At 71.9% G+C, this 25,070-nt stretch carries 22 protein-coding genes and 1 pseudogene; 15 read left to right on the top strand and 8 right to left on the bottom strand.

Translation table 11 applies throughout. From position 1 onward, the window contains the following. Together VFV67_RS27780 and VFV67_RS27775 are read right to left on the bottom strand one after the other, a co-directional pair. A partial coding sequence (locus VFV67_RS27780) for a cation acetate symporter (RefSeq protein ID WP_326473606.1) occupies window positions 1-1,594 on the bottom strand: 1,594 nt, incomplete at its 3' end. Beyond that, complete coding sequence (locus VFV67_RS27775; protein ID WP_326473605.1) at window positions 1,591-1,995, bottom strand: DUF485 domain-containing protein; 405 nt, start codon at window positions 1,993-1,995, stop codon at window positions 1,591-1,593. The genes VFV67_RS27780 and VFV67_RS27775, both read right to left, overlap by 4 nt. Window positions 1,996-2,300: 305 nt before the next feature. On the opposite strand from VFV67_RS27775, the gene VFV67_RS27770 reads away from it, so the two are divergent. From VFV67_RS27770 to VFV67_RS27760, 3 genes are read left to right on the top strand one after another with little or no spacing between them, the layout of a single operon-like run. Further along, window positions 2,301-4,757 carry a nitrate- and nitrite sensing domain-containing protein gene (locus tag VFV67_RS27770; RefSeq protein WP_326473604.1) on the top strand — a complete coding sequence of 819 codons (2,457 nt, stop codon included), beginning with the start codon at window positions 2,301-2,303 and terminating at the stop codon, window positions 4,755-4,757. Window positions 4,758-4,768: 11 nt separating this feature from the next. Beyond that, complete coding sequence (locus VFV67_RS27765; RefSeq protein ID WP_326473616.1) at window positions 4,769-5,182, top strand: roadblock/LC7 domain-containing protein; 414 nt, start codon at window positions 4,769-4,771, stop codon at window positions 5,180-5,182. Between the two features lie 20 nt (window positions 5,183-5,202). After that, window positions 5,203-5,736, top strand: a complete 534-nt coding sequence (locus VFV67_RS27760) for a DUF742 domain-containing protein (RefSeq protein ID WP_326473603.1) — start codon at window positions 5,203-5,205, stop codon at window positions 5,734-5,736. Between the two features lie 249 nt (window positions 5,737-5,985). On the opposite strand, the gene VFV67_RS27755 is transcribed toward VFV67_RS27760, so the two are convergent. Together VFV67_RS27755 and VFV67_RS27750 are read right to left on the bottom strand one after the other, a co-directional pair. Further along, a complete protein-coding gene (locus VFV67_RS27755; RefSeq protein WP_326473602.1) occupies window positions 5,986-6,657 on the bottom strand; it encodes an HAD family hydrolase in 672 nt (223 codons plus the stop codon). A gap of 20 nt (window positions 6,658-6,677) precedes the next feature. Continuing rightward, window positions 6,678-9,446, bottom strand: coding sequence for a helix-turn-helix transcriptional regulator (locus tag VFV67_RS27750; RefSeq protein ID WP_326473601.1), 2,769 nt, complete (start codon window positions 9,444-9,446; stop codon window positions 6,678-6,680). Window positions 9,447-9,566: 120 nt separating this feature from the next. Here VFV67_RS27750 and VFV67_RS27745 point away from each other — a divergent pair, with 120 nt between their 5' ends. The 7 genes from VFV67_RS27745 (at window position 9,567) to VFV67_RS27715 (ending at window position 17,795) form a co-directional block, all read left to right on the top strand. Then, entirely contained in the window at window positions 9,567-10,355 is a 789-nt protein-coding gene (locus VFV67_RS27745) for an ABC transporter ATP-binding protein (RefSeq protein ID WP_414636360.1), read from the top strand. Then, entirely contained in the window at window positions 10,348-11,055 is a 708-nt protein-coding gene (locus VFV67_RS27740) for an ABC transporter ATP-binding protein (RefSeq protein ID WP_326473599.1), read from the top strand. The genes VFV67_RS27745 and VFV67_RS27740 overlap by 8 nt, the downstream gene beginning before the upstream one ends. 21 nt (window positions 11,056-11,076) lie before the next feature. After that, entirely contained in the window at window positions 11,077-11,925 is an 849-nt protein-coding gene (locus VFV67_RS27735; protein ID WP_326473598.1) for a branched-chain amino acid ABC transporter permease, read from the top strand. 1 nt (window position 11,926) lies between these two features. Next, on the top strand, window positions 11,927-13,033 hold the full coding sequence (locus VFV67_RS27730) for a branched-chain amino acid ABC transporter permease (protein WP_326473597.1): 1,107 nt from the start codon (window positions 11,927-11,929) through the stop codon (window positions 13,031-13,033). Continuing rightward, window positions 13,030-14,358: an ABC transporter substrate-binding protein gene (locus tag VFV67_RS27725; protein ID WP_326473596.1), complete on the top strand. Its 1,329-nt coding sequence runs from the start codon at window positions 13,030-13,032 to the stop codon at window positions 14,356-14,358. Before VFV67_RS27730 ends, VFV67_RS27725 begins: the two co-directional genes overlap by 4 nt. Before the next feature lie 253 nt (window positions 14,359-14,611). Continuing rightward, window positions 14,612-16,186 (top strand): DUF7405 family protein, encoded by a 1,575-nt coding sequence (locus VFV67_RS27720; protein WP_326473595.1) that lies wholly within the window; start codon window positions 14,612-14,614, stop codon window positions 16,184-16,186. A 109-nt stretch (window positions 16,187-16,295) separates the two neighbouring features. Then, entirely contained in the window at window positions 16,296-17,795 is a 1,500-nt protein-coding gene (locus tag VFV67_RS27715; RefSeq protein ID WP_326473594.1) for a pyridoxal phosphate-dependent decarboxylase family protein, read from the top strand. A gap of 32 nt (window positions 17,796-17,827) precedes the next feature. On the opposite strand, the pseudogene VFV67_RS36940 reads toward VFV67_RS27715, so the two are convergent. The 3 genes and pseudogenes from VFV67_RS36940 to VFV67_RS27700 form a co-directional block, all read right to left on the bottom strand. Next, a pseudogene (locus VFV67_RS36940) lies at window positions 17,828-18,511 on the bottom strand (GNAT family N-acetyltransferase); the annotation flags it as partial. Window positions 18,512-18,525: 14 nt separating this feature from the next. Then, a complete protein-coding gene (locus VFV67_RS27705) occupies window positions 18,526-19,473 on the bottom strand; it encodes a patatin-like phospholipase family protein (protein WP_326473593.1) in 948 nt (315 codons plus the stop codon). A gap of 71 nt (window positions 19,474-19,544) precedes the next feature. Further along, a complete protein-coding gene (locus VFV67_RS27700) occupies window positions 19,545-20,345 on the bottom strand; it encodes an AfsR/SARP family transcriptional regulator (RefSeq protein ID WP_326473592.1) in 801 nt (266 codons plus the stop codon). A 213-nt stretch (window positions 20,346-20,558) separates the two neighbouring features. Here VFV67_RS27700 and VFV67_RS27695 point away from each other — a divergent pair, with 213 nt between their 5' ends. From VFV67_RS27695 to VFV67_RS27675, 5 genes are read left to right on the top strand one after another with little or no spacing between them, the layout of a single operon-like run. Next, complete coding sequence (locus VFV67_RS27695) at window positions 20,559-21,134, top strand: RNA polymerase sigma factor (RefSeq protein ID WP_326473591.1); 576 nt, start codon at window positions 20,559-20,561, stop codon at window positions 21,132-21,134. Continuing rightward, window positions 21,131-21,928: a hypothetical protein gene (locus tag VFV67_RS27690; RefSeq protein ID WP_326473590.1), complete on the top strand. Its 798-nt coding sequence runs from the start codon at window positions 21,131-21,133 to the stop codon at window positions 21,926-21,928. Before VFV67_RS27695 ends, VFV67_RS27690 begins: the two co-directional genes overlap by 4 nt. A 12-nt stretch (window positions 21,929-21,940) precedes the next feature. Beyond that, entirely contained in the window at window positions 21,941-22,744 is an 804-nt protein-coding gene (locus VFV67_RS27685) for a pentapeptide repeat-containing protein (RefSeq protein WP_326473589.1), read from the top strand. Between the two features lie 14 nt (window positions 22,745-22,758). After that, window positions 22,759-23,250: a VOC family protein gene (locus tag VFV67_RS27680; protein ID WP_326473588.1), complete on the top strand. Its 492-nt coding sequence runs from the start codon at window positions 22,759-22,761 to the stop codon at window positions 23,248-23,250. Beyond that, on the top strand, window positions 23,250-23,885 hold the full coding sequence (locus VFV67_RS27675) for an SGNH/GDSL hydrolase family protein (RefSeq protein ID WP_326473587.1): 636 nt from the start codon (window positions 23,250-23,252) through the stop codon (window positions 23,883-23,885). The genes VFV67_RS27680 and VFV67_RS27675 overlap by 1 nt, the downstream gene beginning before the upstream one ends. 25 nt (window positions 23,886-23,910) lie before the next feature. Here the strand turns inward: VFV67_RS27675 and dgoD are convergent, their stop codons facing one another. Beyond that, the gene (gene dgoD / locus VFV67_RS27670) at window positions 23,911-25,062 is read right to left on the bottom strand and encodes a galactonate dehydratase (protein ID WP_326473586.1); all 1,152 of its coding nucleotides are present in this window, start codon (window positions 25,060-25,062) and stop codon (window positions 23,911-23,913) included. Window positions 25,063-25,070 lie beyond the last annotated feature (8 nt).

Here is a 25,070-nt window from a genome sequence, read left to right as displayed (position 1 = left end):
ATGCGGATGTGGTGGCGCCGATGCCGGTGAGGGCGCGAACCTCCATCTCGGTGGAGCGGGCGTCGTCGGCGCGGTCCTTGCCGAGCATGGTGCCGATGAAGCCGAGCAGGAACGACAGCGGGATCGAGACGATGCCGGGGTTGCTCAGCGGGAACAGGTGGAAGTCGACGCCCTTGACGATCGAGGTCGAGGAACCGGAGACGACCGGCGAGAAGATGATCAGGATCAGACAGATCGACAGGCCGCCGTACATCGAGAACAGGGTGCCGGTGGTGTTGAACCGGCGCCAGAACAGGGTGTAGAGGATCGTCGGGAGGTTGGCCGACGCGGCGATCGCGAACGCGAGGGCCACCAGGGAGGCGACGTTCTGGCCGATGGCCAGGATGCCGCCGAGGATGGCCAGGCAGCCGATCACCAGCGCGGTCATCCGGGCCACCCGGACCTCGGCGCCGGGGCCGGGGCGGCCGTGCTTGAGCACGTTGGCGTAGACGTCGTGGGCGAACGACGCCGACGCGGTGAGCGTGAGGCCGGCGACGACGGCCAGGATCGTGGTGAACGCGACCGCGGCGACGATGGAGAGCAGGAACGTGCCGCCGATGGCGAAGGCCAGCAGTGGCGCGGCGGAGTTCTCGCCGCCGGGCGCGGCCTTGATCGCCGAGGAGCCGACGATGGCGCTGGCGCCGTAGCCGATGACCAAAGTGGACAGATAGAACGCCACCATCGCCCAGGTGGCGGAGATCACGGACCGGCGCGCCTGGTAGGCGTTGGGCACCGTGTAGAAGCGCATCAGCACGTGCGGCAGCGCGGCGGTGCCGAGCACCAGCGCCAGCGACAGCGACACGAAGTCCAGCTTGCTGGTGCCGGTCTTGCCGTACCGGGCACCGGGATCGAGCACCGCGCCGCCGAGGGAGTTGTTGCGCACGGCCCGGTCCAGCAGGTTGGACAGGCTGAACCCGAACTTGCCCAGGATGAACACGCTCATCAGGATCACGCAGGACAGCAGCAGCGCGGCCTTGATGATCTGCACCCAGGTGGTGCCCTTCATGCCGCCGACCAGCACGTAGAAGATCATGATCGCGCCGACGACGATGATCACCAGCGCCTGGCCGCCCGCGGTGTGCACGTCCAGCAGCAGCGCGACCAGGCCGCCCGCTCCGGCCATCTGCGCCAGCATGTAGAACGCCGAGATCACCAGGGTCGAGTTCGCCGCCGCCGCGCGCACCGGACGCTGCCGCATCCGGAAGCTGACCACGTCGCCCATGGTGAACCGGCCGGTGTTGCGGACCCGCTCGGCCAGCAGCAGCAACGGGATCAGCCAGGCGACCAGGAACCCGATGGAGTAGACGAACCCGTCGTAGCCCTGTACCGCGATCGCGCCCGCGATGCCGAGGAACGACGCGGCGGACAGGTAGTCGCCGGAGAGCGCCACGCCGTTCTGCACGCCGGTGAACGCGCCGCCGGCCGCGTAGTAGTCGGCGGTGGTGGCGTTGCGGCTGCTGACCCGGTAGACGATGTAAAGGGTTACAGCGACGATGCCGACGAAGACGACGACGTTGAGGACCGGGTCGCCCGCGGTGGACTGGGCCAGGATCATGACCGCCGCGCACCCGCCCGCTCGCGCAGCGCGGCGATCTCGGGGTCGATCCGCCGCCGGGCGAACCGGGAGTACAGCACCATGATCACCACGGTGCTGACGAACTGGGACAAGCCGAGCAGCAGGCCGACGTTGACACTGCCGAACACCTTGTGGCTCATGAAGTCGTTGGCGTAGGCGGCCAGCAGCACGTAGGTCATGTACCAGCACAGGAACAGCACGGTGGCCGGAACGACGAACCGGGTCAGCCGGCGTTGCACGCGCACGAAGTCGCGGCTGCGGCGAATCGCCGCGAAGTCCGGATTGCCTGCCTGGTCAACGAAAGCGTGACCGGCGCGGGGATCGTATACGGGATGGTTTCCCGTTTCGGGAGCGCGAGAGAAGGATGAAACGGTTGACATCGGCCGTCCTTCCGCGAATTTTCCCGGCGCCTGGTGGGGAGGCGGCCGACGGACGCGGGCGCAAGCGTAACGATCGTGCCGGTCCAGTCAAGATGGGAAACCCCCAGGACCCCAAGGTGTGTCCTCCACGGACCACCGCGATGGCGTGTCGAACGCTGACCGTCCGGATGTCGACAACGCACCGTATTCGATTCGTGGCGAAATCAACACTTGTACACAATGCCAATGGGTCCTTAAGTTATCTCGACATCTCTAGTCGCGGGGCCCAGCCATGTCGTCAGGAGATCTCTCGTGAGGCGTATCCCGTGAGCTCGGTCGAGCCCGCCGCGGGCGCACTCCACCGCGGTCGATCGTGGTGGACCGCGGTAGCCCAGTGGCGCAACTGGCCGTTGCTGGTGAAGTTGGGCGTGGTGCTGGTCGTGCCGGTGCTCGGCGCGCTGGTCCTGGGGGTGTTACGCGTGCGCGACGACGTCGCGCTTGCCGAGTCCTACGCCGACACCGAGCGGATCGCGACGCTGCGCGGCGAACTTGTCCCGGTGTTGTCCAGTGTCCAGAAGGAACGCAACCTGGCCGCCATGTCGCCCGGCGGATCGGACGACTACAAGAAAACGACCGTCGAAACCGACGGTGTGATCGGCCGGATGGACCGGTTGGTCGCGCAGATCCCCGAGCTCGGCCCCACCGCGGCCGACGGCTACCGCAAGCTGATGGCCAACCTCGGTGCGCTGCAAGCGGTTCGCGAGTCGGTCGACACCGGCGCGGACGCCTGGATCATGCTCGAGGGCTACCGCTCGGCGATCGACGCGCTGCTCGACTTCGACCGCAGCCTGGTCGGCCAGTTCCCCAGCACCGAGCTGACCGGCGTGTCCATGGCGCTCTACGACTTGCAGACCGCCCGCGAGCAGGTGGCCGTGCAGCAGGCCATCGGGCTGGTCGGTATGCAGCGCGGAACGCTGATGGAGCTGGAGCGGGACCAGTTCATCGAGGCCGGCATCCGCCTGCGGGACCGGATCGCCGACACCCGCGCGGTGGCGCCGGAGGACCTGTGGCGGCACTACGAGGAGACGGTCACCGGCCCGGACGTGAACAAGCGGCAGGAACTGGTGCTCCGGGCGCTCGGTCAGGGCGCGGTGGTGATGCCGTTCGGCGCCACCGAATGGAACTCCTCCTCCAACATCTCGGCCGAGCTGATGGACCGGGTGGCCCGCAACGCCGCCGCGCAACTGCAGCGGGAGTCGGTCAACCTGCAGGACTCCATCGGCAACCGGGCCGGCGCGCAGTCGGTGTTGCTGCTGGCGATGGTTCTGGTGGCCGGTGGCATCGGTCTGGTGCTCGGCCGCTACATGCTGCAGTCGGTGGGGTTGCTCCGGCGCACCGCGCTGGACGTGGCCAACAACCGGCTGCCGGCCGCGGTGGCCAGCATCCGCGCCGGCAAGCCCGCGGAGGCGGCGATCGAGCCGGTTCCGTTGCGTACCACCGAGGAGTTCGGTCAGTTGGCCCGCGCGTTCGACGCGGTCAACGGCCAGGCGGTGCGCTCGGCGGCCGAAGAGGCCTCGCTGCGCAGCAACCTGCGCAACATCTTCGTGAACCTCTCGCGGCGCAGCCAGGGTCTGGTCGAGCGGCAGCTGAAGTTGATGGAACAGCTGGAGCAGAAGGAGAACGACCCGGACCAACTGGCCAACCTGTTCAAACTGGACCATCTGGCCACCCGGATGCGGCGCAACAACGAGAACCTGATGGTGCTGTCCGGTATGGACCTCGGCCGCCGGGCCACCGAGCCGATGGCCCTGCCGGACGTGCTGCGCGCCGCGGTCTCCGAGGTGGAGTACTACCAGCGCGCGGTGGTGCGGTCCGCGCCGATGGTGCGGATCGTCGGCTACGCCGCCGGCGACCTGGTGCGCTCGGTCGCCGAGCTGGTCGAGAACGCCACGACGTTCTCCCCGCCGGACACGGCCGTGATCATCACCAGCCGGGTAGAGGACGACGGGGTCGTCCTGATCGACATCATGGACCAGGGCATCGGGATGGGCGAGGCGGAGCTGCGCGAGGCCAACCAGCGGGTCGCCGCGGGCGGCGACGTCGACGTGCCGATCTCCCGGCAGATGGGTCTGTTCGTGGTCGGCAACCTGACCACCCGGCACGGCATCCGGGTCCGGTTGTCCGCTCGCCCGCACGATGAGGGCGGCGGGTTGCGCGCGTCCCTCCTGGTGCCGGCCGAACTGGTGGCCAGGGAGGGCGGCGCGGTCGCCCCCGCCCCGGCGCCGGCGCCGTTCCGGTCGCCCGGTGAGCGCACCGTGCTGCTCGCCCGGGAGCCGGTCGCAGAGCCGGTGCCGGCCGGCGCGGGCGCCCGGCAGACCGGCGTGCTCGGCATGCTGGAGTCGAAGGGGATCTTCGTGCAGCTACCGGTGCTGCCCAATGCCAGCTCGCCCGCGGCGATCCTGTTCGCCGCCCGCACGCCGGTCGAGGATGCCAAGCCGCGACCGGCCGAGGCGACGGGCGAGTTCACCTGGCTGGGCGGGCCGGCCGGTCAACCGGCCACCGCTCCGCACACCCGGCCCAGGCCGGCCGCGCCGATCGCGCGGGGTCCGGACGGGCTGCCCAAGCGGGTGCCTCAGGCGCAGTTGCTCGCCCCGCGCGACGAGCGCAGAGCGAGCACGCCGTCGTCGAGTCCCCGCGACGCGGCCAGAGCGCGCGGATTCCTCAGCAACTTCCAGGCTGGGATCCGGCGCAGTGAGAACACGAAGGCGGAGGATAACCCGTGACGCAGGAACAGATGCCCGGCAGAGCCAACCAGGTCGGGCGGTTCGGCTGGTTGGTGAACAACTTCGCCGAGCAGGTCCCGGGTGTCGCCCACGCGGTCGTGATTTCCGTCGACGGGCTGCTGCTCACCGCGTCGGCCCGGCTGCCAGCCGACCGGGCCGAGCAGATGGCCGCCATCGCCGCCGGCATCGTCAGCCTCAACCAGGGCGCGGCCAAGTGCCTCGGCGCCGAGGAGGTGAGCCGGGCGATCATCGAGATGGACCGCGGGGTGCTGCTGCTGACGTCCGTTCGGGACGGTTCCTGCCTCGCGGTGCTCGCGGTGAACGACTGCGACGTGTCCCAGGTGGCCTACGAGATGACGGTGCTCGTGGACCAGGTCGGCCAGATCCTGACTCCCCAACTCCGGGCCGCGCTCGCGGCCGGCTGAGTGCGCCAGTGAGGTGATCCATGAGCACCTACGACGACGGGGTCGGGCCGGCCGAGCAGACCTTCGCCGACGTGCTCAATGGATTGAGCCTGACCGGCAAGAAGCCGCGAAAGCGCGGTCCCGAGGCACCGCCGCAGGCCCCGGCGCCGGTGTACCGGCACCCGCTGCAGCCCGATGACCTGCCCGGTGAGGAGAACGCCGCCAGCGTGCGCGCCTACGCCTGGACCGGCGGCCGCACCCGCACCGACTTCCAGCTGGAGATCGAAACCCTGATCTCCAGCACCGAACGCGGCGAGGAGACGATCAACACGCTGCGCACCGAGCACCAGTCGGTGATCCGCCTCTGTTACCACTCCAAGTCCGTCGCCGAAGTCGCCGCGCTGCTGTCGTTACCGTTGGGCGTGGTCCGCGTGCTGCTCGGCGACATGGCCACGCTCGGCCTGATCCAGGTGCACAACAACCCCCTCGGCCACGACGAACGCCCGGACATGGAACTCCTCGAACGCGTCCTCGCCGGTCTCGCCAACCTGCGCAACCCCAGCTGGTCCCCGTAGCAGGCGGCCCAGTCGCCGGTTCCAGCGAACAGCCGAACCGGACCGGCGATTCGGTTGCCCGGGGCGGCGACTCGCCGGGCTGGGATCGGCGGTTCGGTTGCCGGAGGCGGCGACTCGCCGGATCGGAATCGGCGACTCGCCGAGGTGCCGCCGCCTGTTCGGTGCACAGCCGTGCCGCGGAACGCCGGGCCCAGCCTCGCCAAGGTGCCCACCCCGGCGTTCCGACGCAGCCGGGGAACACCTGCCAGGTCAACCCTGACCGGGGTAACCCGCGTTGTGCCGGGCGACCAGATCCGGCAGCTCGGTCAGGGTGGTCAGGCGGAACAGCGCCAGTTCCTCGATCGCCGGATCGCGCAGGAGGTGACCCCAGGGTCCGCGCGGAATGAACGCCGTGGCCATCCCCGCCCGGTGCGCGGGAAGGATGTCGTTGTCCAGGCGGTCACCCACGTACAGGATCGCGGCGGGTGGGAGGGCGGCGACCTCGGCGACCCGGGTGAAGAACTCGGGCGCGGGCTTGGCCACGCCCCAGCCTGCGGAGGTGGCGATGATGTCGACCGGGAGTTGGAGCGCCTCGAGGAGTTGTTCGGTGCGGGCGGGCTGGTTGGCGGCGATGCCCACCCGGAGGCCGAGGGCGCGCAGCGCGACGAGGCAGGGGCGGGCGTCGGGGTAGAGGTCGGACTCGCCGATGTGGTGGGGCCGGCCGGCCGCCGCCCGGGGTGCGCGTGCCTCTTCCAGGTCGAAGCCGGGCCGCAAGACCTGGAACGTCTCCCGGAAGTGCCGGCCGCGGGCGATCATGGCGCCGAACACCGCCGAGAACGTGTGCCGGGGCACGCCCAGCCAGTCCGCCCAGCGACCCCACTCGGCGGTCTCGTCCACCAGGCATTCGCCCACATCGAAGAACACGGCTCGGATCACGGGCACGGCGGGTGACCCTACCGGGGTCAGCGGAACAGGGCGGTGAGCTCGACCCGGGAGCGGACGCCGAGTTTGGTGAAGATGTTGCGCAGGTGGTGGTCCACCGTGCGGGGGCTGACGACGAGTTGGGCGGCGATTTCGCGGTTGGTGGCGCCTTCGGCGACCAGGGCGGCGATCTGTTCTTGTTGGGGGGTCAGTTGGGCGGCGGTGCGGGGGCGGTTGGCGGCCACGGTCTCACCGGCGGCGCGCAGTTCGGAGCGGGTGCGCTCGGCCCAGAGTTCGGCGTCGTACTGCTGGAAGATCTTCAGGGCGTCGCGGAGGTGTTCGCGGGCGGCGCGGGGTTTGCGGGAGCGGCGGAGTTGGTGGGCGAAGAAGAGTTCGGTCTTGGCCAGTTCGAAGGCGGTGTTGCTGGCGCGGTGCAGCCGGATGGCTTCGCGGAAGTGTTCTTCGGCGTGGGCGCCGTTGCCGGCGAGCAGCGCGTGGCAGCGGTGGGACTGGGCCAGGCGGGGCGTGCTGCCGGTGGAGTTGGCCCACTGGTCGAAGATTTCCAGGGCGTGCTCGGCCTTTTCGCCTTCGCCGCAGCGGACGGCGGCCTCGACGAAGTGCGGGGCGGCCATGGCGCGGATGGCGGGGTGGACGTAGCCGGTGCCGGCGGCCATCAGGCGCAGCCGGTCGAGGGCGTCGGCGGGGCGGTCGTCGGCGAGGTCGACGCAGGCGACGGCCCACGAGCTGAGCGCGCTTGGCCGGCCGAGACCACGCGCCCGGGTGCCGGCGGCGGCGGATTCCAGGCGGAGCAGGGCGGTTTCCCGGTCGCCGAGCAGGGCGGCGAGGAGCGCCAGGATGGTCAGGTGGTCGACCACGCAGTTCTGCTGACCGATGGCGGCGGCCACCCGCATGCCGTCCAGGGAACTGGTCATCGCGGTGATGTGCCGGTCGTGCAGCATCGCCGACATCGACAGGTAGACCATGGCCCACGGCAGCAGCACGGCGAAACCGTGCGCTCGGGCGGTGCTGACCGCCTTGGTGGCCAGTTCCTGGGCCAGCACGGCGTCGCCCAAGGTGTAGGCGGCCTCGCTGGCCCAGATCGTCGACATGGGATGGTTGGTGGTCTCGGCCGCGGCGATCACCCGGCGCAGCGGGGCCACCGCCTCGGCGTGCCGGCCGGCGTAGGTGGCGGTCATGCCCTCGAAGTGGTCGAACATCTGCCCGGTGCTCGGCGGCTCGTCCGGCCGGCGCAGCCGCGCGGCCCGCTCGGCGACCTCCACGTAGTGCTGGTAGTTGCCGGTCAGGCAGCTGGCGTCGCCGGCAAGCATGAGCGCCGTGATGGCCAGCGTGCGGTTCGAGTCGATCAGCTCGGTGGCCGCGGTGAGCAGCACCTCGTTGGCGATGGCCGGCATGCCGTCGCGCAGCTCGATCTCGCCCTGCAGCAGGTCGGCCAGCCCACGCAGCTCCGGCGACGTGGTGGTGAACGGCACCGCCTGGCGTAACAGGGCCCTGGCGTGCCGGCTGCGGCCGGCGAACGAGGAGTCGGTGGCGGCCGCGATCAGTCGCAGCGCCTTGGCATCCGGCTGCGCGGTCAGCGCCGCGGCCCGCTGGTAGGCCCGAGCGGAGGCGGCGTAGTCACCGGTCTCCCTGGCCGCCGCGGCGGCCGCGTCCAGCTCGTCGGCGAGCTGGTGCCGTGGCGCCTCGGCCAGCGCGACCCGCTGCCAGGTCCAGCGCAGCCGGTCCTGCTCGGGGTGCAGCACCCCGGCGAGCAGCCGGTGCGCGGCCTGCCGCTCGGCCAGCGGAACGTCGGCGTAGAGCGTGGACCGGATCAGCGGGCTGGGCACCTCGACCCGCTCGCTGTCCAGCCGGATCAGCCCGGAGGACGCGGCCTCCTCCAACGCGGACAGGTCGATACCGGCATCGGTGGCCGTGCGCACCACGGTGTCGGTGTCCAGCTGGTCGTCCACCACGGCCATGGTGGTGAGCCGGCGGGCGTCCGGCGAGAGCCGCAGGAACCGGCGGCGCAGCAGCCCGCGCATCCGGCTGTGCGACGGCAGCGCGTCCGGGCCGGGCACCTCGCCGGAGAGCTGCTCGACGGTGAGCGCGTCGGCCAGTTCGACAAGGGCGAGCGGGTTGCCGGAGGCCAGCTCGACCAGATCCTCCACCAGGCCGCCGGGCAGCCCGTGGTCCAACCGGTCGAGCAGCACCTGCTGGCTGGCCATGAGGTTCAGCGGGGACAGCGGCAGCCGGGGAATCCCGGACAGCAGGTCGCCGTCGTCGACCCGGGAGGTGAACAGCACCACGACCGGGTCGCCGGCGAGTCGTCGTGCGGCGAAGGTCAGCGCGTCCACCGACAGCCGGTCCATCCGGTGCACGTCGTCGGCCCGGCACAGCAGCGGAATGGCGCCCGCCGTGTCGGCGAGCAACCGGTGCACCGCGGCGTGCAGCGCGAAGGTGTCCTCGCTGGGGACGGCACCCTCGGCGATCACCGGCACCAGCGTGCGGGCGTAGCTGCCGGGCAGCATGCGCACCCGGTCGGCCAGCGGTTGGAGCAGCCGGTGCAGGCCGGACAGCGGCAGCGCCGCCTCGGTGGCGATCCCGGCGGTCTCGAGGGTCAGGAAGTCGGTGGTCACCGGTCGTAACGCGTCGAGCAGCGTGGTCTTCCCCATGCCGGACTCGGCCAGCACCACCAGCGCGGTGCCGTAGCCGTTCCGGGCTCTGGTCAGCGCGTCGTGCAGGGTCGCGAGTTCCTTCTCGCGGCCACGCAGGACGGCCGGCACCGATGACGTCACGCCGTTGGTAGCCACCATGTCGCCCAGTGTTGCTGCCATGTTGCCGGTCGGGAAAGAGGACTGGCGATTTCGCCGATGTGGCTCGGGTGACGACGCCCGGAAACTGGGGCGCCCCTCGACGGAACGGTGCCCATGACGATGACCAGCGACGATGCCCTGCTGGCGCTGCATGGTGTCACCGTGCGGTTCGGCGGTTTGGTCGCGCTGCGTGACGTCAGCATGTCCGTGGCGCCGGGCACGATCGTCGGGGTCATCGGACCCAACGGCGCCGGCAAGACGACGTTGTTCAACGTGGTCTGCGGGCTGGTCCGGCCGGAGCGGGGGCGGCTGGTCTGGCGGGGCCGGGACCTGCGCCGGCACCGCCCGGACCGGTTGGCCGGGCTGGGGATCGCCCGGACGCTGCAGGGTCTCGGCCTGTTCCGCGGGCTTTCCGTGCTGGAGAACGTGATGGCCGGGGCCACCCGGCACGCCCGCGCGGGTCTGGCCGCGGGCCTGCTCGGCGCCGGGCGCACCGCGCACGACGAACGGGACCTGGCCGACCGGGCGATGGCCGCACTGGCCGCGCTGGACGTGGCCGAGCTCGCCGGGCGGTACCCGGGTTCGCTGCCGTACGGGCAGCAGAAGCGGGTGGCGCTGGCAAGGGCCCTGGTCGCCGAGCCGGACCTGCTGCTGATGGACGAGCCGGTGAGCGGCCTGTCCACCGCGGAGATGGACGAGTTCGTGGGGCACATTGGGGGCCTGCGCGAACGGATGGCGGTGGTGCTGGTCGAGCACCACATGGACCTGGTGATGCGGGTCTGCGACCGGGTCGTGGTGTTCAACTTCGGCGAGGTGATCTCGGCGGGGACGCCCGAGCAGGTGCAGGCCGATCCGGTGGTCACCGAGGCCTACCTCGGGCAGCCGACCGAGGAGTCCACGAGTGCTTGAGATCGAGGAGCTGACCACGACCTACGGCCCGGTGCGCGCGGTCGACCGGGTCAGCATCAGCGTCGAGCCGGGTGCGATCACCGCGGTGCTCGGCGCCAACGGAGCCGGCAAGTCCACGTTGCTGCGCACGATCAGCGGCCTGGTGCGGGCCCGGTCCGGTCGAATCATGATGTCCGGCACCGACATCACCCGGATGCCGGCCGAGCTGACCGTGCGCAGGGGCCTCGCGCTTGTCCCGGAGGGCGGCGGGGTGATCACCGAACTGACCGTCGCGGAGAACCTGCGGCTCGGCGCGCTGTGGCGGGGCGACCGGGCCGACCGGGCCCGCGCGCTGCGCGAGGTGTGCGAGCTGTTCCCGCCGCTGGCGTCCCGCTTGGCGCGGCCGGCGAGCACGCTGTCCGGCGGCGAGCGGCAGATGCTGGCGATCGGGCGGGCCCTGATGAGCCGGCCACGGTTGCTGCTGCTCGACGAGCCGTCGCTCGGGCTGGCGCCGATGATCACCGCGCGGATCATGCAGGTGCTGCGGGACCTGCGGGCCAGCACCGGGCTGACCGTGCTGCTGGTGGAGCAGAACGCGCGCAGCGCACTGTCCATTGCGGACACCGGGATGGTGCTCGCGCTCGGTCAGGTGGTCATGGCCGCGCCCGCCGGCACGTTGCTGACCGACGAGACGCTCCGGCACGCCTACCTGGGTTTCTAGCAAAGACAAGGAAGGCGGCGCATGGACCAGTTCCTCAACCTGACGCTCAACGGTGTCGCCAGCGGGGCGGTGTACTCGGCGCTCGGGCTCTCGCTGGTGATCATCTACCGGGCCACCAGGGTGGTGAACTTCGCCCAGCCGGCCTTCGCGCTGATCTCCGCCTACCTGGCGTACTCGATCAACCAGGCGACCGGCGGCTACTGGCTCGGGTTCGCCGCGGCGCTGGTGGCCGGGGCGGTGCTGGGCATGCTCACCGAGCGTCTGCTGGTGCGTCCGGTGCGGCACAACGAGTTGGGCGCGATCATCGTCACGCTCGGGCTGCTGATCGTGTTGCAGGCGGTGGCCGGAATGGTCTGGTCCAACGAGCCGCACAGCTTCCCGTACGCGTTCGATTTCCGGGGTGACTTCTCGCCGAACAGCGTCTTCGTGGTGGCCGCGGTCGCGGTGACCGCGATCGGGGTGCTGGTGCTGTTCAAGGCGACGCCGCTGGGCCTGCGGATGCGGGCCGCGGCGTTCAACGCGGACTCGGCCCGGATGTCCGGGGTGCGGGTCGGCCTGATGCTCACCGTCGGCTGGGGCCTGGCGTCCGCAGTGGGCTCGCTGGCCGGAATGCTCGCCGTGCCGCCGTTCATCTTCCCCAACGTGCTGGACGGGGTGTTCGTCTACGCGCTGACCGCGGCCGTGATCGGCGGACTGGACAATCCACTTGGGACGATCATCGGCGGGTTCCTGCTCGGCGTCGGCCTTTCCTACGTGTCCGGCTATCTGGGACCGGAGCTGGTCACGCTCGCCTCGCTGGCGATCCTGGTGATCGTGCTCGCGGTGCGGCCCAACGGGTTGTTCGGCCGCGGACTGGCCAGGAGCGTGTGACGTGAGCGCCGAGACCTCCGAGACCACCGCGCCCGCGCCGCCCGCCGGCCGGCCGCCCACCCGGAGCGCGATCCGCCGCCGCGGGTTGCCGCCGGTGTTGCGCCACCTCGGCTGGGCGCTGGTCGCGTTCCTGGCCGTGGTCGGGCTGACGCTGCTCACCGATCCGTTCACCAACCTGCGGATCGCGACGATCGGCTACTACCTGATCGCGATCGCCGGTCTGGCTCTGCTGACCGGGTTCAACGGCCAGGTCTCGCTCGGGCACGGCGCGTTCATGTTCATCGGCGCTTACACGGTGGCCCTGCTCGTGCTGCACGTGCCGGGGCTGCCGTTCTGGGTGGACCTGTTGCTGGCCACCGTGGCCGGCGCGGTGGCCGGGTTGCTCGCCGGTGCCGCGGCCGCCCGGCTGCACGGCCCGTACCTGGCCGGGGCGACGCTCGCCCTCGCGGTCGGGTTGCCGGCCGTCACCCAACGGTTTCCGGACCTGCTCGGGGGAAGCAACGGGCTGAGCTTCACCGTCCACAGTGAACCCGCGGCGCTGATCGGCGTGGTGCCGACCACCCGGTGGCAGGCCTGGGTGATCTGGGCGACGGTGCTGCTGGCGATGGTGATCCTGGTCAACCTGTCCAGGGGCCGGCTCGGGCGGAGCCTGCGGGCGGTGCGGGACGACGAGGTGGCCGCTTCGCTGGCCGGCATCCACGTCGGCCGGACGAAGATCCTCGCGTTCATCGTGAGCTCCGCCTGCGCCGGCCTGGCCGGCGGGTTGCAGGCCTTCCTGCTCGGCACCGCCGCGCCCGGTTCGTTCACCGTCGCCCTGTCGCTGAGCCTGCTCGCCGCCCTGGTGCTCGGCGGGCTCGGCAGCCTGTGGGGGGCGTTCTGGGCGGCCATCGCGTTCGTCTACTTCCAGGCCTGGGCGGAGGACGCCGCCGACGCGGTGAACCTGCCGGTGAACGTGGCGAACAACCTGCCGCTGGCGCTGTACGGGACGGTGCTGATCGTCGTCATCCTCGTCTTCCCCGGTGGCATCCACGGGGTGTTCAGCCGCCTGCGCGCCGCGGTGCGGTCAAGCCGATCCTCATCGAGCGATCGATCCGAAGGAGTGTCATGAGAGTTCATCGAGGCGTTCGCGGCTGGGCCGTTGCGGTCGCCGGAATCCTGGTGCTGTCGGCCTGTTCGGGTGCCGGCGAGGCGCCGAGCGGCGGTGGTGGCGACCAGGCGCCGGACACGGCTCCCGGGGTCACCGACGACACCGTGGTCATCGGCAGCCATCAGCCGCTCACCGGGCCCGCCGCGCCCGGCTACAGCAAGATCTCCGTCGCGGCCCGCGCGATGTACCAGTACATCAACGACAACGGCGGGATCAACGGTCGCCGGATCGAGTACAGGGTCGAGGACGACGCCTACAACCCGACCAAGACGGTCGAGGTGGTCAAGAAGCTGGTGCTCGAGGACCAGGTCTTCGCGATCGTGGGCGGGCTCGGCACGCCGACGCATTCCAAGGTGCTCGACTACCTCAACCAGGAGGGTGTGCCGGACCTGCTGGTGTCCTCCGGCGCGCTGATGTGGGACCAGCCGCGGAAGTACCCGATGACCTTCGGCTACCAGGTGGACTACCTGCGCGAGGGGAAGATCCAGGGCAACTTCATCAAGGAGAACTTCGCCGGCAAGAAGATCGGCCTGTTCTTCCAGGGCGACGACGTCGGCCGGGACACCCAGGCCGGGCTGGACAAGTACATCAAGGACCAGGTCGTGTCCCGGCAGGCCTACGACCCGGCCAACACCGACGTCACCCCGCAGCTGCTGGCGCTGAAGTCCTCCGGCGTGGAAGTCGTGGTGTGCGAGTGCATCCCGGCGTTCATGGCGCTGACCCTGCTGACCGCGGCGAAGATCGGGTTCAGGCCGCAGTTCGTCGCCAGCAGCATCGGTTCCGACCCGGCAACGCTGACCGGACTGCTGGAGAACTTCGCCAAGAGCAGCGGCGCCACGGTCTCCGCCCAGCAACTGCTGACCGGTTTCATCGGCGTCGGCTACCTGCCGCGTGCGGGCCTGCTCGACGACCCGTGGACGAAGTTCTTCAAGCAGGTGCACGACAAGTACATCCCGAACGAGGCGTTCACCGACACGCTGATCTTCGGCATGGCGCAGGCCTACACGTTCGCCCAGGCGCTCAAGGCGGCCGGTCGGGACCTCGGCCGGCGCAAGCTGGTCGAGACGCTGGAGACCACGCAGCTGAAGGGCCCGGCCCTGGTGCCGTTCGCGTACTCGAAGGACTCGCACGCCGGCTACAGCGGCGCGTACCTGGTGCGCAACAACGGCGACGGCACGGCGACCATCGTCGAGGAGCCGGTGGTCACCGACCGGGAGGGCGGTGCGGTCGAGCCGGCCGACACCGACCGGGTCGACCCGGACCAGACGGGCCTGCTCAGCGGGTAGCGGCCACGCCCCGAAGGCGACCTCCGCGTTCCCTGGCCGGTGCGCCGGGCGCCTTCGGGGATTCCCCCGGATTCCATTACCCCCAAGGGGAATATGCGATGAGTTGACCCCTGGTGGCTGCCGAAAATGGCTGACTGGTTGTTCTACCGATGCGTCGCCGCATAACCGCGCAACAGACTGGCCGGGCGACTTCCGCCCGGCTGCGCTCAACCGGTCCATGGACCGGTTGAGCCTCCCTGTCTGCGAGGTTCTCGTGACTGACACCGTTTCCCCACCACCACGAACAGGCAGTTGTCCACTCTCCCGGCACGGCGCCACGGCGGCGGACCGGACCGAACCGGCCCCGATCCTGACCAAACCGATGTCCCGGCGCACGCTGCTGCGCCGCACCGGCACGGTCGCCGGTGCGGTCGGCACCCTGGCCATGCTCGACCAGCTGGCCTGGGTGCCGGAACGGGTCGCCACGGCGCAGGAGACCGCCGCCCCGCCCGACGTCCAGTTCAACCTCGACCCGTTCATGCCGCCGGCCCAGACCATCGACGGCATCCCGGTCGCGATGCCGCCGGTGTTCACCCTCTTCCTCACCGCCCGGCTGAGCTTCCGCCCGTCCAGGATCGACCAGCTCCGGATGGAGGGCGCGCTGCGCGAGATCGAACAGCGCTACCCGTACTCACCGGCCGGCGTGTTCACCCACGTGGCCTACAGCGACAACTACTTCAACCGGCTGCCCAGCCTGGTCGTCGCGGCGGCCATGCCGCGCACGCTGTCCGGCAACCAGCCGGTGCTCAAGCGCGCGGTGCCCGGACCGACCGACGTGGCGCCGGGCAACCGGGAGCTGGAGCTGCGCCGGCCCGAGTTCACCGTGCCGGTGCGGATGGAGAGCAACGACATCCTGTTCACCATCCGCAGTGACGTCGCGGCCAACGTCAACGACGTCGCGGCCTGGCTGTCCGGCAGCAACCGGCTGCGCGGGGCACTGGTCGCCTCGCCGCGGTTCGACGCGGTCATGACGATCACCTCGAGCCGGACGATGTTCGTGCAGCGCGGCCTGCCCCGCTCGGTGGCCAACCAGAACCGGTTGCCGTTCAACACGTTCATCAACCCGAACTCGCCGATGTGGATGGGCTTCGCCGACCAGCAGGTGGACGCCAGCGCCCCGGCGCAGAACGTCACCTTCGTCGGCGGCGGCGGGATCCGGCTGACCAACTCGCAGCCGGGCAACTACTTCGACAACGGCTCGATCCAGCACCTGTCGCACGTGCTGCTCGACCTGCAGCAGTTCTACCTCGACGGGCGCGAGCCGGAGGAGCCGGTGGACCACCGGGAGAACTTCGACGAGCGGCTGCAGTACATGTTCGAGTCCCCCTCGCAGGTGCAGGAGGACCCGAACGACCCGTTCACCGACGGCGGTGGGCCGCGCAACCTCGGCACCCGGGGGGCCTTCCTGCGCAACGCGTTCCGGGGCGCCGGCTACGCCCGCCAGAGCGCCATCGAGTTCGGCCGGATGGGCCATCTGTCCCAACTGCACCGGACCGGGCGGACCTCCGACGGCCGGCCGATCCACCTGCGCATCGACGGTCCCGGATTCGACACGATGGACACCACCACCGGGCGCAACACCGCGAAGCTGCAGTTCTCCGGGTTCTTCCCGAGCGCGGACTTCTTCGCGGCGCTGCGCCGCAGCCAGGGCTCGGTCGACCTGCTCGAGGAGTTCGATCTGGAGGAGGAGGACCACGGCATCGAGCGGTTCATCACCGCGACCCGCCGGCAGAACTTCCTGATCCCGCCCCGGCGGCACCGCGCCTTCCCGTTGATCGAGTTCACCTGACCGACACCCGCCGCGGTGCGGGCCGGCGCCGGTGCGCACCGCGGCCCCGGGCACAGTGCAGCCTTTTGGGCTAACGCCGTGGCCGCCCCTGGACAATACAGTGACAACCGTGCCAGCGATCCCCACCGCGCACGTCTCGGACGCCGCGGCCGGAGCGCTCGATCCCGACAGCAGAACAATTTCTGCCTGGATCGACGCTGCCGGCAGGTTCGTCACCTCGTTCGTGTCCGGACTGGACGCCGCCCCCGCGATAGGTCCAGACCTACCCGCCGTCGTCGCCACCCGATTATCGAAGCCGCCACCGGAACAGGGCGGCCGGTTCGGCGACCTGCTGGAAACGTTCGGCGAGGCGGCCTGCTACGCGTACGAGACGGCGGGCCCGCGGCACTTCGCCTACGTGCCCGGCGGCGGTCTGGTCGCCTCCGCCGTCGCCGAGATGCTGGCCCGCACGGTGAACAGGTACACCGCCCTCGCCGGGATCGCGCCGGGTCTGGTGGCGATGGAGCACGGGGTGCTGCGCTGGTTGTGTTCGGAGTTCGGGCTGCCGGCCGGCTCCGGCGGCCTGGTCACCACCGGCGCGTCGATGGCCACCCTGTCGGTCGTGGTGGCCGCCCGGCACGACCGGCTCGGTCCGGACTTCGGCACCGGCACGGTGTACGTCACCGAGTACACCAACCACTGCGTGGCCAAGGCCGCCAGGATCGCCGGTATCCGGCCGGACCGGGTGCGGATCGTGCCCACCACCCGTGATCTGCGGATGGACGTGGCAGCGGCGCTGCGCATGATCAGCGCCGACCGGGCCGAGGGCCTGCGCCCGTTCCTGATCGTGGGCACCGCGGGGTCCACCGACACCGGAACCGTGGACCCGCTGGTCGACCTGGCCGCCCTGGCCCGCAGGGAGGACCTCTGGCTGCACGTGGACGCCGCCTACGGCGGGTTCTTCCAGCTCACCCGGCGCGGCCGGGAACGCCTGGTGGGCATCGCCTGCGCCGACTCGATCACGCTCGACCCGCACAAGGGCCTGTTCCTGCCGCACGGCACCGGCATCCTGCTGGTGCGCGACCCGGCGCAGCTGCGCGCGGCGCACATCGAGGACGCGCACTACCTGCGGGACACCCACGACCCCAGCGCGCTGCCGAACTACGCCGACCTCGGCATCGAGCTGACCCGCGAGTTCCGCGGCCTGCGCCTGTGGCTGCCGCTGCACCTGCACGGCGTGGCCGCCTTCCGCGCCGCCCTTGACGAGAAGCTGGATCTCGCACTGCACGCCTACGACGAGCTCCGCCGCACCCCCGGGCTGCACGTGCCCTATGCGCCCGAACTGTCCACAGTGGTCTTCCGGGACATCGCCGGCAACTCGGCGACCCAGCGGCTGTTCGACCGGATCCATGCCTCCGGCCGGATTTTCCTGTCCAGCACCCGGATCCGCGGTCAGGCCCTGGTACGCATGTGCGTGCTGTCGCACCGGTCCCGGGTCGCGCACATCAACGACGCGCTCGAGGTGATCCGCTGGGCGGCGCGGATGGCGTCGCTGGTGTCCTCGGTGACCCCGGCCCCCGCGCCGTTCGCGGTGTCCACGGTGGACAACGCGCAACCCGCGCTGCGGTAGTGGTACCGGCGGACCTCCCGGAAGTCCGCGTGCTCGTACAGTCGCCCCGCGGCCTCGTTGCCGTGCGCCACCTGGAGGTACATCCGGCCGGCGCCGTGCCCGGCGGCCCACCCGGCCAGCGCGCCGAGCACGGCCAGCCCGGCGCCCCGGCCGCGCGCCGCGGGCAGCGTGGCCATGCCGAACACTCCGGCCCAGCCGGCTTCGACGACCGCGCGGCCGACCGCGACCAGGTCGTCGCCGTGCACCGCGGCGGCGTAGCCGCTCGGCGTCCGGACCCGGCCGAGCAGGTCCCACTCGGCCCGCGGATCCCCGCCGTGCACGGCATGCCAGACCGCGAACCAGTCCCGGGCCGGCCGGTCCGCAAGGCGCACCGCCGACCCGCCCGCCGGCAGCCGGTCCAGCACCTGCGCGGTCCGGGCCACCCGCAGCGACACCGCCTCGTCCCGGCGGTAACCGCGCCCGGCCAGAGCCGCGTCCAGACCGTCCGGGGACACCCCCGGGGTGATCTGGAACCGCGGGTCGGCGCCGAGTCCGGCGTAGAACTCCTCGGCGGCGACCACCCGGGCGGTCAGTTCGCCGGGCCACACGGCGCCGTGCGCCAGCACCGTGCCCACCCACCAGGAGCAACCGGGGGCGTGTCGCAGCCACCAGCCGCCGATCCGCTCGACCCGCTTGGCCGGCAGCGCGCGGGCCGCCCGCTCCTGCAGGCCCCGCACCGGATCCACGCCGCTCACCCCCGGCACATGGTCAACGTCTCCCGGGCCACCCGGTGGGCCAGGGTGGCCGCCGCGTGCAGCCGGGCGGGGTCGCGGTCCAGCCGGGACGGGACCGGGCTGCCGGCGGGCAGGGCGATGCCCATCAGGTACGGCGGGGCCGATCCCGGGGCGTTCGTCGCGGCCAGGACCTCCTCGGTGATCGCCGCGTAGCCCGCCGACCGGCGCCGGTAGAGCCCAACCAGATCCGGGTTCAGCGCGTGCAACCGGCGTTGCAGCAGGCGGTCGCCGAGCCCGCCGCCATTGGTCATGACGGCGCCGTGGGACCTGGTCATCAGCACGAGCAGGTGCGTCGCGCCCGCGGCCAGCGCGGTGCGCACCGGCACCGGCTCGGACAGACCGCCGTCCAGCCAGCGCCGCCCGCGGTAGCGGACCGGGTCGCCGCCGATCCACGGCAGCCGGCTGGTGGCCAGCAGCGCCGCCCGCAGGTCGGCCAGCTCGGTCAGCCCGGTCAGGTCGGCGGCGGCACAGGTGTCCACGTCGGTGGCGATGCAGTGCAGCGGGATCGGGCTGGCCGCGGTGCGGGCGTGCCGTCCGGCGTCGAGCCGGTGCGAGTTGAAGTCGATCACGTACTCGACGTTCACCACCGGCCGGCCGAGCAGCACCCGGGCCGGGTTGATGAACCCGCGTGTGGTGAACCCCTCGGCGTACTCGTCGGTGCACCCGCCGGCCACCCCGGCCAGCAGCGCGGCCGCGTTCAGCGCGCCGGCCGAGGTGCCCACGGCCAGATCGAAGGCGTCCAGCAGGCCGAGATCCTCGATCGCGGCGGTCATCGCGGCGGAGACGATGCCGCGCATCCCGCCGCCCTCCACCACGAGGGCGACCCGGTGGCCGTCGGTCCGCTCGCCGGGGCGGCTCCCGGTGGCGACCCGCGCTCCGATCACCGACAGCACCGGATGGGACACGGCATCCTCCCGAGAACCATGGGGAACGCCGTCTACGTTATCCGTCCTTTGCGGACCTGGGGGCCGGGCGGTCAGGCGGTCTGTCGGGGGCGCGCCGGATGCCCGAAAACCGGCGGCCCCCCACCGAGCGACGTGTCGTCGGCCAGGATCCGCCGGTGCAGCTCACGGATCGCGTTACCCGGCTGGATTCCGAGCTCCGCGTCGAGCAGCCGGTACACCTCCTGGTAGGCGTAGAGCGCCTCGGCCCGCCGCCCGCACCGGTACAGCGCGAGCATCAGCTGCGCCCACGGGCGCTCGCGCAGCGGCTCGGCCGTGGTGAGCACCCGCAGCTCGTCGACCACCTCGCGGTGCTCGCCGAGGTGCAGCCGGGCATCCATCAGGTCCTCCTGGACCAGCCGGCGCAGCTCGAGCAGCCGGGCGACCTCGAGCGGGGCCGCCGCCGCCACGTCCTCGTACGGCGCCCCGCGCCACAGCTCGAGCGCGCCGGCCAGGCTGCGCGCCCCCTGGGCCAGCCGGCCCTCGGCCAGCTCGCGCCGGCCCTGTGTGGTGCGCTCGCCGAACACCCAGGCGTCGAACTCGCCGCAGCCAACGGTCAGCCGGTAGCCCTCCCGGTCCCGCTCGATCCGCGGCCGGCCGAGCCGGGTCACCGGAAGCCGGCGGCGCAGCTCCCAGACATAGGTGTGCAGGTTCGCCGTGGCCGACCGGGGCGGCTCGCCCTCCCACAGCACGTCGATCAGCCGGCTGGCGGCCACCCGTTCACCCGCGCCGGCCAGTAGCACCGCCAGCACCATGCGCACCTTGCGGGCGCCGATCGGCACCGCGGCGCCGCCGGCGTCGGACACCTGGATCGGGCCGAGCACCCGGAACAGCATGACGGCCTCCGTTCTCCTCGGCGTTGCAACCCAACCATCACCCCTACCCGGCGAACCGGCGTTCGGTTGTCACGGGCGGGCCGGCTGTAATTCACATCACGCGGCCGGGAGAAATGGGAACCCGAATGGGTTTCAGCTCACCGTCCACACCGGACTCAGCCGGCGCGCCATGCCCGATGGCAACAACACCGGCCGGAGCGGACACGATGGCGTATGGCAACCGAGAGGTCGGACCGCGAGTTGTGGACGACCGCGTCGTTCGGCGAGCTGTTCGACCGGCACGCGAAGGCGGTGTACAACCACTGCTTTCGGCTGACCGCGTCGTGGGCGGCGGCCGAGGACCACCTGCAGACCACGTTCCTGCTGGCCTGGCGCAAGCGGGCGCAGGTCCGGCTGCGGCACGACTCCGCCCTGCCGTGGCTGCTCACGGTGGCCACCAACGTGGTGCGCAACGACCGTCGCGGCCTGGCCCGCAGGCAGCGGCTGGCCCACCGGGTACCCGGCGAGCCGCCGGTGCCCGACCACGCCGACGACGTCGCCGGGCGGGTCGACGACGAGCGGCGGATGGCCCGGGTGCTCGCTGCGGCCGGCCGGCTGCCCCGGGCCCAGCGCGAGGCCCTCGCGCTGTGCGTGTGGTCGGGCGTGTCCTACGCCGACGCCGCCGCCGCGCTGGGCATCGCCGAGGTGAGCGTGCGGGCCAGGGTCAGCAAGGCCAGGGCCGGCCTTTCCCGGCTGCTCGCGCCCGAACCGGTCGTCACCGTCCAATCCAGCCTGCCGGAGGAACGATGAGCACGATGCTGCCCGCCCCCCGCGACCTGCCCCCGCACCGGCATGCCCGGATCCGCGCCGAACTGCTCCGCACGACGGCCGCACCGGCCCGCCCGGCCCGTCGGTGGCTGGCCCCGATGGCCACCGCGACCGTCCTGATTGGGGTGGCCGCCGTGGTCTGGGCGCTGCCGCGGCCGGACGGCAGGCTCAGTCCGGCCGCCGGCACGCCCCCGGCGACGACCCCGGTCAGCACGACACCGTCCGGTGCGGTGCTGCCCGAGGTGCCCGGCCACGACCGGAACGCGATCGAGCAGGGCTGCGCGAGCGCCGTGGCGGGGCCGGGCGGCCCGCCGACCCCGGGCGCCACCGCCGACTCGTTCCGACTGGTCAACGTGCTCTCCGACCAGGCCGGCCCGCTGGCCCTGCTCTACGCCGACGACGTCGCCATGGCCTGCGTCATCGACGGTCCGGGCCTGCCGTACAACCCCTCGTTCGGCGGCCCCGGCGTGCGCATGCCCGGTGAGCCGGTCGTGATCGACCTCAACGGCGCCAGCGCCGGCGGGGACATCGCCGGCGGCAAGCCGGGCAGCCGGGGCCGGCCAGGCACGGAGATCCTCGCCGGCCGGTACGACGCCCCGGTCACCCGGATCACCCTGACCAAGGACCGAATCACCGTGGCTGCCGTGCTGGCCAACGGCACCTTCGTCGGCCGCATCGTGCATCCGACCGACTGGTTGATCCCGGCGGGAAACCCAAGCCCGACCCTGCACGCCTACGACGCCAATGGGACCCTGCTGATGACAGCTGGTGGATAGGGGTCCGACCTGATGCGACCGGCGGAGCTGCGGCCGGACTGCGCGAACTGCGCCGCACTGTGTTGTGTGGGGCTGGCGTTCGCGGAGTCGGGGGAGTTCGCCTTCGCCAAGCCGGCCGGGCGGCCGTGCCGGAACCTGCTCGCCGACTGCCGCTGCACGATCCACGATCTGTTGCGGGAGCGGGGTTTCCGCGGTTGCGTCGCGTACGACTGCTTCGGCGCCGGGCAGCGGATCGTGCAGGACACCTTCCGCGGCCGGCACTGGCGGGAGCCGGACGTGGCACCGCGGATGTTCGCCGCGTACCGGACGATGCGGGCGCTGCACGAGATCCTCTGGTACCTGACCGAGGCGCTGACGCTGCCGGCCGCCCGGCCCGTGTACGCCGGGTTGCGCCGGGCGCTGGCCGAGACCGAGCACCTGGCCGGCCGCCCGGCCGGCGAGCTGGAGCGGCTCGACGCCGACGCGCACCGCGCCGCCGTCAACCCGCTGCTGGTGTCGGCCAGTGAGCTGGTGCGAGCCGGGGTGAGCCGGCCGGATGTCGAGCTGCGCCGGGCCGACCTGATCGCCGCCGCGCTGCCCGGGGCCGACCTGCGCGGCGCGAACCTGCGTGGTGCGCTGCTGATCCGCGCCGACCTGCGCGGCGCGGACCTGAACCTGGCCGATCTGACCGGCGCCGACTGCCGGGACGCCGACCTGCGCGGGGCCGACCTCGGCACCGCGATCTTCCTTACCCAGCCCCAGATCGAGCTGGCCACCGGCGACGCCGGCACGGTCCTGCCGCAGGCGCTCAACCGGCCGGCGCACTGGGCGGCCTGACCTATTCTTCGGTCATGACCGATGTCACCGAACTGGCCCGGCGCCGCGACGAGATCCGCGCGGCCCACCTGCGTCCGGCGGGGGAGCGCCCGCCGTCCAGTGCCCGAGGGCTGCACCACACCGCGCTGATCAGCAGCGACGTCGAGCGCACCGTCCGGTTCTACCAGGACCTGCTGGAGTTCCCGCTCACCGAGCTGATCGAGAACCGGGACTATCCGGGCTCGTCGCACTTCTTCTTCGACATCGGCAACGGCAACCTGTTGGCCTTCTTCGACTTTCCCGGACTGGACGTCGGTCCGTACGCCGAGGTGCTCGGCGGTCTGCACCACGTGGCGATCTCGGTCGAGCCGGCGCGGTGGGAGCGGCTGAAGTCCAAGCTGGCGGCCGCCGGCGTCGAGCACGTGGTGCACAGTGAGGTCTCGGTCTACTTCCGGGACCCGGACGGTGCCCGGGTCGAGCTGATCGCCGATCCGCTCGGCGAGATGTACGGCCACGTGGTCAGCTGATGCCCGGCACGATCCTGTTCACCGGCGACAGCATCACCGACTGCGACCGGCGCACCGACCCGCTCGGCCTCGGTGCCGGCTACGTGGACATCGTCGCCAGCACCCTGCGCGAGCGCGGCGACGCGGCCCGGATCATCAACACCGGCATCTCCGGTGACCGGATCGAGCACCTCCAGACGCGCTGGCAGCAGGACGCCCTGGACCACCGGCCCGAGCTGCTGTCGATCTTCATCGGGGTGAACGACACGCTGCACACGTTCTTCGAGGGCCGCCCCACCCCGCCGGATCTGTTCGCCAGCCGGTACACCGAGGTCCTGGACCGCACCGCCGCCGCGGGCATCCACAAGCTCATCATCATCGAACCGTTCTTCCTGGACGCCGAGGGCTCCGACGCCCGCTGGCGGGACGGTTCCCCCTTCTGCCGCGCGGACCTGGCCGCCAAACGCCCCATCGTCCGCGACCTGGCCCACCGCTACGGCGCCGTGTTCGTCCCGCTGCACGACGCCGTCACCGCCGTCGCCGCCGAACGCGGCCCCACCGTCATCGCCCCGGACGGCGTCCACCCCACCGCCTTGGGGCACCGCCTCATCGCCCGCCTCTGGCTCGACGCCTACGACACCCTGCTCGCCGGCTGACCCCCGAGTTGTTCCGGGCCGGCGGTCACCATTCGGCGAAGCTGCCGTCGGGGTGCCGCCAGGTGGGGCGTTCGGTGGGGATGAGTAGGTCGGGACGGTGGGCGGCGCGGACGGCGTCCTCGTCGATCTCGATGCCGAGGCCCGGTCCGGTCGGGCGATCGAGGTGACCGGCGGTCGGGACGAGCACCTCGGGGTTGCGCAGGATCGCGAGGTCCGGCGAACCCGGCGAGGTCAGGTCGATCACGTGCTCCTGGGCGTAGAAGTTCGGCACCGCCAGGTCGAGCTGGACGCAGGCGGCCAGGGCGACCGGCCCGATCGGACAGTGCGGGGCCACCTGCACGTCGAACGACTCGGCCATGGTGGCGATCCGGAACACCTCGGTGATCCCGCCGGCGTGCGACAGGTCGGGCTGGGCGATGGCGATGCCGGCCTCGAACACCGGCAGGAACTCCTCCCGGGAGTACAGCCGCTCACCGGTCGCGATCGGCACCCCGGTGCCGGCCACCAGCCGGCCGATCAGCCGGGAGTGCTCCGGGCGCAGCGGCTCCTCGAAGAACGCCGGGGCGGTGTGCGCCACCGCGTCGGCGAGCCGGCGGGCGTGGTGCACGGACACCCGGCCGTGCAGGTCGATGCCGAAGTCGGCGGCGGCGCCGACGGCCGCGCGCAACGCCTCCAGGTCCGCGACGAACCGCGCGGTCATCGCCGGCGAGTCCAGGAATCCCACCGGGCCGGCCACCGCCGTCTTGACCAGCGTGTACCCGGCGGCCACCAACTCCCGGGCCCGGGCCGGACCGCCGGTGTGCCCGGGCGCGCCCCAGGTGTGCGTGTACAGCCGCACCCGGTCCCGGCACGGCCCACCGAGCAGCACGTGCACCGGCGCGCCGAGGTACCGCCCGCGCAGGTCCCACAGCGCCTGGTCCAACCCGGCGACCGCACTGGAAAGCACCGGGCCGCCGCGGTAGAAGCCGCCCCGGCTCAGCATCTGCCAGTGCGCGGTGACCGGCGTCGGGTCCGCGCCGAGGAGCTGGCCGGACAGCTCCCGGACCGCCGCGGCGACCGTGCCGGGCCGGTGCTCGAGCGTGGCGTCGCCCCACCCGGCCAACCCCTCGTCCGTGCCGATCCGCACCAGCAGTTGGCGCTCGCCGAGCACGAACGTCTCCACCGTGGTGATCCGCATGTACGCCC

Source organism: Actinophytocola sp. (assembly GCF_035762905.1).
GTDB lineage: Bacteria > Actinomycetota > Actinomycetes > Mycobacteriales > Pseudonocardiaceae > DASYTH01.
This window is presented reverse-complemented; position numbering and strand designations above follow the sequence as displayed.